The 14,656-nt window shown below is 39.9% G+C and carries 10 protein-coding genes; 5 read left to right on the plus strand and 5 right to left on the minus strand.

All coding sequences use genetic code 11. From position 1 onward, the window contains the following. Nucleotides 1–17: 17 nt before the first annotated feature. The 4 genes from B2V92_RS14250 to B2V92_RS14265 form a co-directional block, all read right to left on the minus strand. A complete protein-coding gene (locus B2V92_RS14250) occupies nt 18–2,297 on the minus strand; it encodes an aconitate hydratase (protein ID WP_293309256.1) in 2,280 nt (759 codons plus the stop codon). 192 nt (nt 2,298–2,489) lie between these two features. After that, on the minus strand, nt 2,490–5,255 hold the full coding sequence (locus tag B2V92_RS14255) for a bifunctional aconitate hydratase 2/2-methylisocitrate dehydratase (RefSeq protein WP_293309258.1): 2,766 nt from the start codon (nt 5,253–5,255) through the stop codon (nt 2,490–2,492). Nucleotides 5,256–5,576: 321 nt separating this feature from the next. Continuing rightward, nucleotides 5,577–6,206 (minus strand): hypothetical protein, encoded by a 630-nt coding sequence (locus B2V92_RS14260; protein ID WP_293309260.1) that lies wholly within the window; start codon nt 6,204–6,206, stop codon nt 5,577–5,579. A 166-nt stretch (nt 6,207–6,372) separates the two neighbouring features. Beyond that, nucleotides 6,373–7,029 carry a polysaccharide deacetylase family protein gene (locus B2V92_RS14265; RefSeq protein WP_293309262.1) on the minus strand — a complete coding sequence of 219 codons (657 nt, stop codon included), beginning with the start codon at nt 7,027–7,029 and terminating at the stop codon, nt 6,373–6,375. Nucleotides 7,030–7,102: 73 nt separating this feature from the next. Between B2V92_RS14265 and B2V92_RS14270 the strand changes: the two genes are divergently transcribed. The 3 genes from B2V92_RS14270 to B2V92_RS14280 all read left to right on the plus strand — a co-directional run bounded on the left by B2V92_RS14270 (nt 7,103) and on the right by B2V92_RS14280 (nt 11,131). Next, nucleotides 7,103–8,473 carry a TolC family protein gene (locus B2V92_RS14270; protein ID WP_293309264.1) on the plus strand — a complete coding sequence of 457 codons (1,371 nt, stop codon included), beginning with the start codon at nt 7,103–7,105 and terminating at the stop codon, nt 8,471–8,473. A gap of 150 nt (nt 8,474–8,623) precedes the next feature. Then, complete coding sequence (locus B2V92_RS14275; protein WP_293309266.1) at nt 8,624–9,955, plus strand: efflux RND transporter periplasmic adaptor subunit; 1,332 nt, start codon at nt 8,624–8,626, stop codon at nt 9,953–9,955. Between the two features lie 174 nt (nt 9,956–10,129). Beyond that, nucleotides 10,130–11,131 carry an NAD(P)H-dependent glycerol-3-phosphate dehydrogenase gene (locus B2V92_RS14280; RefSeq protein ID WP_293309268.1) on the plus strand — a complete coding sequence of 334 codons (1,002 nt, stop codon included), beginning with the start codon at nt 10,130–10,132 and terminating at the stop codon, nt 11,129–11,131. A gap of 300 nt (nt 11,132–11,431) precedes the next feature. Here the strand turns inward: B2V92_RS14280 and B2V92_RS14285 are convergent, their stop codons facing one another. Next, entirely contained in the window at nt 11,432–12,292 is an 861-nt protein-coding gene (locus B2V92_RS14285; RefSeq protein ID WP_293309270.1) for an AraC family transcriptional regulator, read from the minus strand. Nucleotides 12,293–12,460: 168 nt separating this feature from the next. Here B2V92_RS14285 and B2V92_RS14290 point away from each other — a divergent pair, with 168 nt between their 5' ends. Both B2V92_RS14290 and B2V92_RS14295 read left to right on the plus strand, forming a co-directional pair. Then, on the plus strand, nt 12,461–14,470 hold the full coding sequence (locus B2V92_RS14290; protein ID WP_293309272.1) for a glycoside hydrolase family 127 protein: 2,010 nt from the start codon (nt 12,461–12,463) through the stop codon (nt 14,468–14,470). A gap of 6 nt (nt 14,471–14,476) precedes the next feature. After that, nucleotides 14,477–14,656, plus strand: a 180-nt coding sequence (locus B2V92_RS14295; protein ID WP_293309274.1) for a hypothetical protein, incomplete at its 3' end; no start/stop codon positions are given.

Genomic DNA, 14,656 nt, shown 5'->3' on the forward strand with positions numbered 1-14,656 from the left:
TAAAGACTGTTGACTAATTAAAGCGCTGCTTTAGCTGCTGCTTCGGCCCTGATGATATTTAAGGCACCACCGGCTTTAAACCAATCAATCTGCTGGGCATTGTAACTGTGGTTTACAGGGAACGATTCTTCTGTACCATCGGCATGGTGTAAAACCAAAGTTAATGGTACGTCGGGAGCAAAAGTTGTTAAACCTAAGATATCGATCGTATCATCTTCAAGGATTTTGTCGTAATCTTCCTTGTTTGCGAAGGTTAAACCAAGCATTCCCTGTTTTTTAAGGTTGGTTTCGTGGATACGGGCAAAAGATTTTACCAGTACGGCACGAACGCCCAGGTGACGTGGTTCCATAGCAGCATGCTCACGTGATGAACCTTCACCATAGTTTTCGTCACCAACAACGATAGATCCTAAGCCGGCGGCTTTGTAATCACGTTGTGTTGCCGGAACAGGACCGTATTCGCCTGTTAGTTCATTTTTAACGGTATCGGTTTTATCGTTGAAAAAGTTAACCGCTCCGATAAGCATATTGTTGGAAATATTATCCAGGTGACCGCGGAATTTTAACCACGGACCAGCCATCGAGATATGATCGGTTGTACATTTACCTTTGGCTTTGATCAACAGTTTTAAACCTTTTAAATCAGTGCCTTCCCAAGGAGCAAATGGATCCAACAATTGTAAACGGTGGGAAGTTGGCGAAACCAGAACCTCAACTTTAGAACCATCGGCTGCTGGTGCCTGGTAACCTGCATCTTCTACAGCGAAACCTTTTGTTGGCAGTTCAAAACCGGTAGGCGGATCTAATTTAACCTGTTCACCTTTATCGTTTGTTAAGGTATCGGTTAATGGATTAAAACCTAAATTACCCGAAATGGCAATTGCAGCAACGATTTCAGGCGAAGCTACGAAAGCGTAAGTATTGGGATTACCATCTGCACGTTTAGCAAAGTTTCTGTTAAACGAGTGCACGATTGTATTTTTTTCTGCTTTTTCTGCACCTGTTCTGTCCCACATACCAATACATGGTCCGCAGGCGTTGGTAAAGATCGTTGCATTTAAATCTTCGAAAGTTTTTAAATAACCATCACGGTCTGCAGTATAACGTACCTGCTCCGATCCCGGATTGATACCGAATTCGGCTTTTGTTGTTAAACCTTTTGCTATAGCCTGGTTAGCGATAGAAGCAGCTCTTGATAAATCCTCGTAAGAAGAGTTGGTACAAGAACCGATCAAACCCCATTCTACTTTTAAAGGCCAGCCATTTTTCTCTGCCTCTGTTTTCATCTGCGAAACCGGGGTAGCTAAATCTGGTGTAAAAGGACCATTCAAATATGGCTCTAAGGTATCCAGATCAATTTCGATTACCTGGTCAAAATATTGTTCAGGATTTGCATAAACTTCATCATCACCGGTTAAATAAGCAGCAATTTTGTTGGCCTCATCAGCAACTTCATCCCTGCCTGTAGCACGTAAATAACGTTCCATGCTTTCATCATAACCAAATGTAGATGTGGTTGCACCAATCTCTGCACCCATGTTACAAATGGTACCTTTACCGGTACAGCTTAAGTTAACGGCACCATCACCAAAATATTCTACAATAGCACCGGTACCACCTTTTACGGTAAGGATACCTGCAACTTTAAGGATAACATCTTTGGCAGCTGTCCAGCCATTTAATTTTCCAGTTAATTTAACACCGATCAATTTAGGGAATTTAAGCTCCCAGGGTAAGCCGGCCATTACATCGCAGGCATCGGCACCGCCAACACCAATGGCAACCATGCCCAAACCACCTGCGTTTACGGTGTGCGAATCGGTTCCGATCATCATTCCGCCCGGAAAAGCATAATTTTCTAAAACTACCTGGTGGATAATACCTGCACCTGGTTTCCAGAAACCGATACCATATTTGTTGGATACAGAGGATAGGAAATCGAAAACTTCGGCACTTTCGGTTTTGGCATGGGGTAAATCTATTGATGCACCTTCTTTTGCCGTAATCAGGTGATCACAGTGAACGGTAGAAGGAACAGCCACCTGTGGCCTGCCCGCCTGCATAAACTGCAATAATGCCATTTGTGCAGTTGCATCCTGCATCGCAACGCGATCCGGTGCAAAATCTACGTAATCAGAACCCCGTTTAAATGCCGTTTTAGGATCTCCATCCCAAAGGTGTGCATATAATATTTTTTCAGATAATGTTAAAGGCCTGCCAACTATTTTACGTGCAGCCTCTACACGGCTACCGAAGTTTGCATATACCTTTTTGATCATGTCTATATCAAAAGCCATACTTTATTTTTTAATAATTATTGTCAGTTATGAGACTATTCTAAATTAAACAAATTTTAACAGACTTGTTTTTGTGAATTGTCAAATTGTGTTATTTAAAAACATTCTATGCAAATTTTGACATAAAAAAAGGCTACCCAACATTGTCGGATAGCCTGGTTCTTTATAAACGCACGATGTGCTTATTTGTTCTTACTGTTTCGTAGAAATTGGTGTAAACTTGGTTAAGTTGATGCCTTCTACGGCAACTTTGTATTCTTCGATGCTTGGAATACGACCCAAGATAGCAGAAAGTACCACTACCGGCGTAGATGCCAGTAAAGATTCTCCTTTTTTACCATCCCTGTCTTCTACCACACGGCCCTGGAACAAACGTGTAGAGGTTGCCATTACGGTATCGCCTTTTGCCGCTTTCTCCTGGTTACCCATACAAAGGTTGCAACCCGGACGCTCTAAATACATGATGTTTTCGTATTCGGTACGTGCTGTGCTTTTAGGCAGGGCATCGCTGAATTCAAATCCTGAATATTTTTGAAGGTATTCCCAGTCGCCTTCTGCTTTCAGTTCATCGATGATATTGTAAGTAGGGGCGGCAACTACCAATGGTGCTTTAAAGGATACTGAACCTGTTTGTATCTCTATGTTTTTCAACATTTGGGATACGATTTTCAGGTCGTCCTTATGTACCATGCAAGAACCTACGAAACCAAGATCTACTTTTTTATCGCCGCCATAGTAAGTTAAATCCCTGATGGTATCGTGCGTATAACGTTTAGAAACGTCAGCATTGTTTACATCCGGATCGGCAATCATTGGTTCTTGGATAAGATCAAGATCAATTACTACTTCAGCGTAATATTTAGCATTATCATCAGGCATTAAAGCGGGTTTGATGCCGGTTTTAATTTCCTCGATACGTTTATTTGCTTTATTGATCAAACCTTGTAAAACCTGGTTATGGTTGTCCATACCCTTGTCTATCATGATCTGGATGCGGTTTTTTGCAATTTCCAAAGATTGGATCAAGGTATCGTCCTGAGAAATGCAGATCGAAGCTTTTGCTTTCATCTCTGCAGTCCAGTCAGTAAAAGTAAAGGCCTGGTCAGCCAATAAAGTGCCGATGTGTACCTCAATAATACGACCCTGGAATACGTTTTCGCCATCAAACTGTTGCAACATCTGCAATTGCGTTGCATGCACCACATCACGGAAATCCATGTGTTGTTTCATTTCACCTTTGAAGGTTACTTTTACCGACTCAGGGATTGGCATAGAAGCCTCACCGGTTGCCAAAGCCAATGCTACTGTACCCGAATCGGCACCAAAAGCAACACCTTTCGACATACGTGTGTGTGAGTCTCCTCCAATAATAATTGCCCACTCATCAATAGTGATATCGTTCAATACTTTGTGAATAACATCTGTCATTGAATGATATGTGCCTTTAGGATCGCGGGCTGTAATCACACCAAAATCATTCATAAACTTCATCAGTTTAGGAATGTTAGCCTGGGCTTTTTTATCCCAAACAGATGCCGTATGACAACCTGATTGATAAGCACCATCAACAATCGGAGAAATAACCGTAGCAGCCATTGCTTCTAATTCCTGCGCCGTCATTAAACCGGTAGTATCCTGAGAGCCTACAATGTTTACTTCTACGCGAACATCAGAACCAGCATGTAAAACCTTGCCCGGTGTTAAGCCTACAGCATTTCTGTTAAATATTTTTTCTACAGCGGTTAAACCCTGTCCGTCGATAGATACTTCTTTAGCTGGCGCATATACCAATGGAGCTTCGATGCCTAATGTTTTTGCCGCAAAAGTTTGGATTTTTTTACCAAATACGATGGCGTAAGATCCACCTGCCTTGATAAATTCTACCTTTTGTGGTGTTAGTGCTTTTGAAATATCAATTAGCTCCTGATCACCATTGTATAATTTTTTGGTTTTTGTATTGATGGTAAGAACAGTACCGGTTTCAACGGTGTAAACCTGCTCTAAAATTGGCTCATCATTTTCGTTACGGATAACATTGCCATTTTCATCGGTTTTCTTTACCCAGTTTTTAAGGTCGATACCGATACCGCCCGTTACATCAACTGTGGTTAAGAAAATAGGGGATATACCATTGGTACCCCCAACTATTGGCGCAATGTTTACAAATGGAACATAAGGACTAGAGCGTTTACCTGTCCAAAGGGCCACATTGTTAACCCCCGACATACGTGAAGAACCTACACCCATGGTGCCTTTTTCGGCCACAAGCATTACACTTTTATCAGGATGTAGTGCCTGTAGCGCCCTGATTTCTTCCTGAGCCTCAGGGGTGATCATACATTTACCATGTAACTCGCGATCGGAGCGGGAGTGTGCCTGGTTACCCGGAGACAATAAATCCGTAGAAATATCACCAATACCGGCAATAAATGTTACTACTTTAATTTCTTCGGCAATGGCAGGTAATTCTGTAAAGAATTCGGCCCTGGCATAGCTTTCCAAAATTTCTTTGGCAATATCGTTACCGCTGTTGTAAGCTTCTTTTAAACGATCGGTATCAGCATCGTATAAGAAAACCTGTGTTTTAAGTACATTCGCAGCTTTATGGGCCTTATCTCCATTGTCGGCCAGAGCGATATCCAATAAAACTTTGATAGAAGGTCCGCCCTTCATATGTGATAACAGTTCGAAAGCAAAATCAGGTGTAATTTCTGCAACGGCAGTTTGACCTAAAATAATTTCTTTTAAAAACTCTGCTTTTACACCAGCTGCTGCGGTGGTACCCGGCAAGGTATTGTATATGAAAAAATTAACAGCATCTGCTCTGTTAAAATTATTTACATTTTTGATCTGATCGATGATTTCGCTCAATAATTCGGCTCCATCAATAGGTTTAGGGTGAAGACCCTGGGTTTTCCTGTCTTCAATCTCCTGGATATAATCGTTATAAATACTCATCTTGGATATTTTATTCTTTTTGTGTTAAGTAGGTGTAAGAAATACACGCCCGCTTTTCATCAAAAGAATACTGCTTTTTGTATATTAATTTGTGGTTTTTTGACCAAAAAACTCAATTTTTTGACTAGAGCCAAAAATAGCAAAAAACAACTTTTAAATGTAATTTGCACAGGTGATTAAGTAATTTGGAATTATTCTAAACTACGAAAAAAGCTTAAGTTTTAGGTCATGAAAACGTATAAATTATGGAAAGGAGTACGACCTTGCTTTATAGTGTTTTTAAGAGGCTGGTATTTATGAGAGTGGAGGCTTAATAGAGCATTAATCATAACACCTGGTATCATCAACATTATAATAAAAGCCTAAACTCTTTGCCTTTATATTTCCCATGCTATCTATACTTACCCTAAATGGTTCCGTTCTTACGGTACACTTGCGAAATCTCGCCAGGTAAAATTCAAATCCTTTTTTCGTTTTCTGATAAGCACCACCAATATCCCGGTCATAATCAACCGCCAGATCGTCGATTTCTGCCAGTAATAAAGCTTCTTCCAAACCATCTATTTTTCCGATAAACCTGATCAATTCTGCTCTGCTGGTAACTAATTTCAAGCTGTCTTTTTCAACGTAGGCAATGTAAAAATAACCGCTCCACATTTTGGCTAAAAAACCAGATTGTGGTTGATCAAACTTATTATTCATCAAATAGGAAATATTTCCATGTCCTGTTATAATCTCAGTTTTCGGATGGATCTTGCCGCTAAAATCCTGACGGATGCAGGCCCAGTATTGATAGTCTTTATCAGGACGTATTGCCCTGATCAGATCCTCCGTTAAGCTTAAACCGGGAGGGATTTTTTCGAAACCCTTTTCAACATGGGGATTGCATGCTATCAGAAAGAGAGGGAAAACCAGCAGATAATATTTTATCTTCAGAAGGTAGTTTTGCATATCGGTTTTTAAACTGAAGATGAAACAAAACCGGTTATTCCATAAGCGTTCATTAACGTACACGTTTGTACGGTTTTGAACAGTTTTATATTTTTATTTAATTTAATGTTCTGATAATCAAATTGTTGTTGGTTATTTTTGAGCTTGGCATAAGATTGGCTTTGAACTAGAGCGTTGAAAAGGTGAAACCTTTTTCGGTAAAATAGGCTAATACTTTAGGGAGTGTGTAAGATAAACGGTCGAATGCTTTTAAACTATCGTGAAAAACAATGATGGAGCCGTTTTCGGTATGTTTAATCACGTTTTGATAGCATTTTTCGGGCGCCAGATTAATATCAAAATCGCCACTGAGCACATCCCACATCACGATGTTCAGTCCTGAGTCGGTAGTCTTTAGCCCTGAGTCGGACTGTGGACTAAGGACTGCGGACTTAAGACTTTTAACCTGGCTTTTCTTAATCCTCCCGTAAGGTGGACGGAAGAGATTGGTTTGTGTGAGTTGCTGGCATTTTAGTGTATTTTCGAGATAGGTTTCATCATCGGTTTTCCAACCCCTTAAATGGTTAAAGGTATGGTTGCCGATGGCATGCCCGTCGCTTTTTACACGTTCAAAAACTTCGGGGTGTTTAACGATATTATCACCGATGCAAAAAAATGTAGCTTTTGCATTAAATACTTTTAAAGTTTTTAATACAAAATCTGTAACATTGGGTATGGGTCCATCGTCAAAGGTCAAGTAAATAACTTTTTCGGTGCGGGATTTATTCCATAACAGTGATGGATAATACCATTTTAGCAGAAGCGGTGATTTGATCAGGTACATTGAGGACCAAAGTTAGTAAATGCCTGTACAGATTGAAATTATTAAAGTTGTTTATATAGATTTGAAACAAATTATGAAGATGTTTACCAAGAATAAGTTAATTACCGGATCTGCGTTATTAGTTGCATTTAGCTTTAGTCAGCAGATTAAGGCTCAAGAAGTCATCAGCATCCAACAGGCTGTAGAAAATACCCTAAAAAACAATCTGAACATCAAACAGGCCGCTTTTAGTGCCTCTTTGAGTGAAGAAACCGTACGCCAATCTAAAAATGCTCTTCTACCAACTTTAAGCGGAGGTATTGATCAATCAATGAGATGGGGAAGGAGTCAACAACAATCTGGTTTATACGAGAACCGTCAGAGTTATACTATGAATCCGAGTTTAAGTACCAACATTTCATTGTTTGAGGGAGGGACAAAACTTAACCAGATCAGGCAGAATAAAATATTGCTAGCAGTAGATCAGACAAATGTAGAAAAGGTAAAAAACGATCTTATTCTTCAGGTGGTAACGGCCTATCTTCAGGTTTTAAATAACGAAGATCAGGTTAAGGCTACCCAACAACAACTCGATGTAGCAAAATCCACACTTAAAAGAGAACAGGCACTCTTAGATGTAGGAAATAAAACCCTGGCTGATATTTCGCAGGCCAAATCGCAGGCTGCTACCGCCGAACTTAATTTAACCAATGCACAAAATCAGTTAACCATCTCTTATTTAACTTTAGGGCAATTGATGGAAATCCAACCACCTATGACTTTTAAGGTTCAGCCACCATTGGTTAACGAATTAAATAATATCCAAAGCAATTATGTTCCTACAGATATCTATCAGCAGGCACTTAATACCTTTCCAGATATTAAGTTGGCTGGACTAAATTCAAAAGCTGCAGAAAAATCTATAGACTTAGCAAAAGGTAATTATTTCCCAAAAGTAACTTTGGGAGCAGGTTTAAATTCAGCATATTATTATCAATTTAATATAGATAAATCAAACCCGATTTACGCAGGCGTAAATAACTCTTTTAAAGATCAATTATCTGGTAACTTCGGACAATTTGTGGGGATGAGTATATCTATTCCTATATTCAATGGCTTCGCCGCCAGATCAAGTGTTAGAAAAGCAAAAATAGTATTCCAACAGCGCATTACTGATGAACGATTGGCCAAAAATAACCTGATCAAAGTAATTAATCAGGCAGTAGCAGATTTAAATGCAGCTCAAAGCCGTTACAGTTCAACACAAAATGCTTTTCAGGCACAAAAAGATGCTTTTTATGTAATTGAACAGCGTTATGCGGTGGGTTTGGTAAACTCACTGGATTTTAGCACTGCACAAACCAATAGAAATAAAGCAGAAATAGATTTTATCCTGGCAAAATATGATTTGCTTTTCCGGGCTAAAGTGATTGATTATTACTTAGGAAAACAGATTGTTTTTTAAGGTTAAACCTAAAAGAATAAAGACCAAAGGTTAGAGCTGAAAGGTAAAAGACTAAAGACCAAAGCTGAAAGGATAGGGAATATTAGAACTTTTTCAGCCTTTTTGAACATTACAACATTATCGAAACAAACGAAATACAATAAATAAATTATGAAACTGAAGCATATTATTATCACCGTAGTTGCTATCGTAGTCCTGCTGGTTGTTCTTAAACTGGCCGGCGTGATAGGTGGAGACAAAACCGAGAAAGTAACTACCGAAAAAGCATCAGATAAAACTGTTGTAGAAACAGTTACTGCGAGTGGTAAAATCCAGCCAGAAACCGAAGTTAAGTTAAGCTCGGAAGTATCGGGCGAGGTTGTAGAATTAAAAGTTAAAGAAGGCGATATTGTTAAAGCTGGCCAATTGCTTTGTAAAGTACGCCCCGATGTATTACAATCAGGTTACGAAAGAACCGTTGCTACATTTAACGCTCAAAAAGCCAGTGTTGCTGCGGCCAGACAACAACTTGCACAAAACCAGGCTAACTTTGTAAATGCAGAGGCCACCTATAAACGTAATGTTGAGCTTTTTAATAAAAAAGTAATATCAGCTTCAGAATTTGATTCGGCCAAAGCCGCTTTCTTAACTGCAAAGGCTAATTTAGCCAGTGCAAAAGAAAATGTAACCGGAGCCAAGTTTACTTTGGAGCAAACTGGTGCAAACGTAAAAGAAGCTGGTGCAAACCTGGCTAAAACCACTATTTATGCGCCGGTTGATGGTGTAGTTTCAAAATTATCGATTGAGTTGGGAGATCGTATCCTTGGAACCTCACAAATGGCAGGTACCGAAATTATGCGTATTTCCAACCTGTCGTCAATGGAAGTTAACGTTGATGTTAACGAGAACGATATTACCCGTGTTAAAGTTGGCGATAAAGCTTCTATCGAAGTTGATGCTTTTTCAGACAAAAAATTCAGGGGTGTGGTAACCGAAATTGCAAGTTCATCAACAGCCGTGGGTACTGCAGTATCTACCTCGGTAGATCAGGTAACCAATTTCTCGGTAAAAATCAGGATCAGCGAAGAACTGGCAGGTAAACAACAATCTATTTTCCGTCCGGGTATGTCGGCAACAGTTGATATCGAAAGCGAATCGTTAACAGGTTTGGCTATTCCTATCCAGGCGGTATTTACCGATAATGGAAAAGCAGGAGATGGTGCTCAAAATCAGGAAAACAATGACAAACAAAAATCAAAACTGACCGATAAAAAGGTAAAACAGTTTGTTTATGGTTATGATGCCAAAACCAAAAAGGTTAAAAAGACCGAAGTTACCACAGGTATCCAGAACGATCAGTTCATTATTGTAAAATCGGGTGTTAAAACCGGCGATGAAATTGTAACAGGTCCTTATTCGGCCATCCAGAATAAATTGAAAGATGGAATGATCGTAGAAAAAACATCTAAAGACCAATTGTTTAGCAAAGACGGTAAAAAGTAGTTTATAATTAATAGCAAGAAATAGTAACTTGCGTTGTTTAAGGTGTAAGGTTTAGGGTTTAAGGCAAATGGTCTAAACCTTAAACCTTACACCTTTTACCTTAAACCTTTAGCTTGGGGCGTAGGACATAATAACCTTGTGCCTTTTACCTTAAGCCTTATACCTCTTTAAAATATGGTACCTAAAATAGCAATGATAGGGGGCGGTAGCTGGGCGACTGCCATTGTAAAAATGCTTGCAGATAATTTATCTGAAAAGGAGATTTTTTGGTGGATGCGTAATGAAACTGCTATAGAGCATATCAGGAAATTTAAGCACAATCCTAATTATATCAGTTCTGTTGAGATTAAGCTTGATGAAGATGACCATATCTCATCTGATATCAATTCCGTTATCAAATCGGCCGAGTTTATCATTTTAAACGTTCCGGCTGCATTTTTAAAAACAACCTTATCTTCCATCACACCTGAAGATTTAAAGGGTAAAAAAATTGTTTCTGCAATAAAGGGCATTGTGCCTGAAGATAACCTGATTATCGGCGAATTTATGCACGAAAAATATGGCATTCCCTACCACGATATTTTAGTGGTAAGCGGTCCGTGCCATGCCGAAGAGGTAGCTTTGGAGAAATTATCATACCTCACCATTGCCTGTACCGATGTAGAACAGGCTTCAACCTTTGCTTCTTTCTTAAACACCCGCTATATCAAAACCAATGTATCCGACGATATTTTCGGAACAGAATACGCAGCTGTTTTAAAAAATATTTATGCAGTAGCCAGTGGTATCTGTCATGGTATCGGTTATGGCGATAACTTTCAGGCGGTGTTGATTAGCAATGCCATCCGAGAGATTAAACGTTTTGTTGATGCTGTGCACCCAATCGACCGTGACATTAAAGAATCGGCGTATCTAGGCGATTTACTGGTTACCGCTTATTCGCAGTTTAGCCGCAACCGCACTTTTGGTAACATGGTTGGCAAAGGTTATACCGTTAAATCGGCACAGCTGGAAATGAATATGGTGGCCGAAGGTTATTATGCTGTAAAATGCATGCACATTAAAAATCAGGCTTATAACGTAGATATGCCAATCTGTAAAGCTGTGCACAGTATTATTTATGAAAACCGTTCGCCACGGATTGAAATGAAGTTGTTGGCAGAGAAACTGAATTAATTTTTTCCCGTCAGATCGTCACCCTGATCCGATAGCTATCGGATTTATTTCAGGGTCCCTAATTTTTTTTACTGCCAGAATTTAATTTTTAGCCACGGATGCACGGAAAACTCTAAGCTAAATTGATATAGATCTCTCCGCTCCGCTGTGCTTCGGTCGAGATGACGGCCGTTTTATTAAGTTGTCATCCTGAGCGTAGTCGATGGATCTCCATTTCACTGCGTTTCAGTCGAGATAACGATTATTCCAGCGGGTCGTCACCCTGAATTTATTTCAGGGTCTATCCAGTAATAAAACGCCTTAAAACTCATCCGGAAACTTCTTTTTCTGGTATTTTAACGGAGAAGTACCGGTATGCAGTTTAAACTGACGGTTAAAGTAAGAGATGTTTTTATAACCGCTTTCAAAGCAAACATCGAGGATGCTCAATTGCTTTTGCTGCAATAACCTGCAGGCATAACTGATCCTTAGTTCATTCATAAATTCTGAATGTGTTTTCCGTGTATGTTTCTTAAAGTAACGGCAAAAGGCCTCTTCCGAAAGATTGGCCACCGAAGCAATTTCGGACAGACTAATGTCGCGTTTAAAATGATCAAGTAAAAAATGGTAAACCCTACTCATCCGCTCCGTATCGCGGTGGATGGCATGCGATTTATAATCATAATGTGATAACAGTTCGTATTCGTTCGATCGGCCAAGCAGATTAAGTACCGAAATGAGGTTGGCCACCGATTCGGCTTCATCAGCCAGCAGCATTTCTTTAATCTTTTCTGTTGCTTTATCCCTAACGGTACCGTTAAAGCATATACCATGCAGCGAACGTTCGAAAAGACCTTTAACTGCACTAAACTGTTCCAGATCGAAAAAGCCTTTACCGAGCATATCCTCGTTAAACTGGATCACGATCTGGTGTACTTCCCTATCAGCAGGTAAGTGTTTGTTATAAAAGGTATGGGGCAAATTCGGACCAAAAAAACAGAGGTCACCTGAAGAAAAAGTATCGATACTATCGCCAACGTATCTTTTGCCACTGCTTTTTAAAACGAGGATGAGCTCATATTCAGGGTGGATATGCAGAGGGAAATCGTTGTACGGAAAGCTTTCTTCTTTCAATACAAAAAGTTTGTCGCCCCTGATAATGGTTTCGGTAAACAGTTTCATTTATATTGTGTTGATCGAGGTTTCTTTAAAAAAATCAAATTCGTATCAAAATAGATCAACTTAGCGCAATAATTTTACATTAATGGCCTGTATTTTTGACTAAATTACCAATAATTGATCAACTACGAAATAGCTATGAGTTTTCGCCTTTTATCCCGAACCAAATGTTTGACATTACTTTTTGTTTCTGCTGTCCAAATATCTACAGCACAAGAGCAGAAAGTTAAAAGTACCGATCCGATACAGTCAGTACCACTTGCTGCAGTAAAAATTAATGATGGCTTTTGGTCGCCCAAATTTAAGGTTTGGACTAGTAAAACGATTTATGATGTTTTGGATAAGCTGGAAGGTAAATATGAACCCGACCAGGAAGATATCATTAAAGAGAAAACCGAGCGTGGAAGAACACGAAATGCCTTTCTCAATTTTGATCTCGTTGCCCAGGGGAAAAAGGGAATAGGTACGAGCGATGGCCCGCCATGGTACGACGGACTGGTTTATGAAACCATTAGGGGAGGAGCCGATCTGTTGGTTTCTTATCCGGATGCCAAACTCGAAAAAAAACTGGATGCTTATATCGATCGCATCGCCGCGGCCCAAAATGCCGATCCGGAAGGATATATCAATACTTATACCACACTGAACAGACCAACGCAAAGGTGGGGCTTAAACGGTGGCGACGACCGCTGGCAGCATGATGTGTATAATGCAGGCATGTTGGTCGAAGCCGGTGTTCATTATTATCAGGCTACCGGAAAAACAAAACTTTTAGGTGTTGCCGTAAAAATGGCCAATTATGTAACCAAAGTAATGGGCGCGGCGCCAAAACTGAATGTTATCCCTGCGCATGCAGGCCCTGAGGAAGCATTTTTTAAACTTTATCTCTTATTTAAAACTACACCCAATTTAAAGCAGAAACTCGGCATTACGGTACACGAAGATGATTATTACGCCATCGTTAAATATTGGATCGAAAAACGTGGTGTTTTTGCTGATGCTGACGGATCGAGGGCAAGAATTAGTTTTGGCAGCTATAATCAGGATCATATTCCTGTTTTTGATCAGCAAACCATCGAAGGACATGCGGTACGTGCCACTTTGCTTGGAACAGGTATTACAGCTGTAGCGAATTATAGCAAAGATGGACGCTATCTGAACACGGCCGATCACTATTGGGATAACATGATTGGCAAGCGCATGTTTATTACCGGTGGGGAAGGAGCCATTGCGAATGATGAGAAATTTGGCGCAGATTATTTCCTGCCCGAATCGGCATATCTGGAAACCTGTGCTTCAATCGGAGCTGCTTTTTTTAGTCAGCAGATGAATGCCATACATGCCAATGGAAAATACATCGACGAATTTGAAAGGGTAATTTATAATAACCTGCTCTCGAGTGTAGCAGCTGATGGACAACATTATCATTACGAAAATCCATTGATTTCTAAAGACCGCAGGCGATGGAACTGGCACAGCTGCCCTTGCTGTCCGCCGATGTTCCTAAAAATGATCGGTGCATTGCCGCAATATATCTACGGACACAATAAAAACACGGTATTTGTAAACCTGTTTATCGGAAGCGATGCGCATATAGATCTTGAAAATACCAAAGTGGGTTTACAACAAACTACCTCTTATCCGTGGAAAGGTGGTATTAGGCTTCAGGTTAATCCCGAAAAATCTTCCGCGTTTAGTATTGCGCTGAGGATTCCGGGTTGGGCCATGGGCAATGAAAATCCTTTTGAGCTGTACCATTCAACAGTTAACGGAAAATTAAGCCTCACAGTTAATGGAAAAGCGATAGAAGTAAAACCGGTAAATGGTTATGTATCCATCAACCGCAATTGGAAAAAAGGTGATATTATCGAATTAAGTCTTCCGGTTGAACCAAGACTGGTTACACCAAACAACCTGGTAAAAACAATCAGTGGTAAAACGGCAATTGCTGCTGGCCCGATAGTTTACGCTTTGGAAGGGGTTGATAATCCGGAAACAGATGTTTTTCATTTAAATAACAATTCGATACTGGCACCTCAATACAAAGCAGGCATTGCCGGCGGTATTAATGTAATTGCGGGTAAATCGATCAGTAATTCTATGCCAATTAACTTTACCGCCATTCCATTTTATGCGATTGGTAACCGCGGCGTGTATCCTTATAAAGTTTGGTTAGATTAATAAAAGATGGATAAAATTTTCAAAATGTTAAGTATTGCGCTTGTAGGTGTAATGCTTTATCCATCGGGTTTAAGTGCCCAGAATACAGTGATCAAAATCAATGCAGATAAAATTGAAAATAAAATCAGTCCACTTATTTATGGCTCCAACATCGAAGATGTAAACCACGAAATTTATGGCGGTTTT

Source organism: Pedobacter sp. UBA5917 (genome assembly GCF_002432345.1).
GTDB lineage: Bacteria > Bacteroidota > Bacteroidia > Sphingobacteriales > Sphingobacteriaceae > Pedobacter.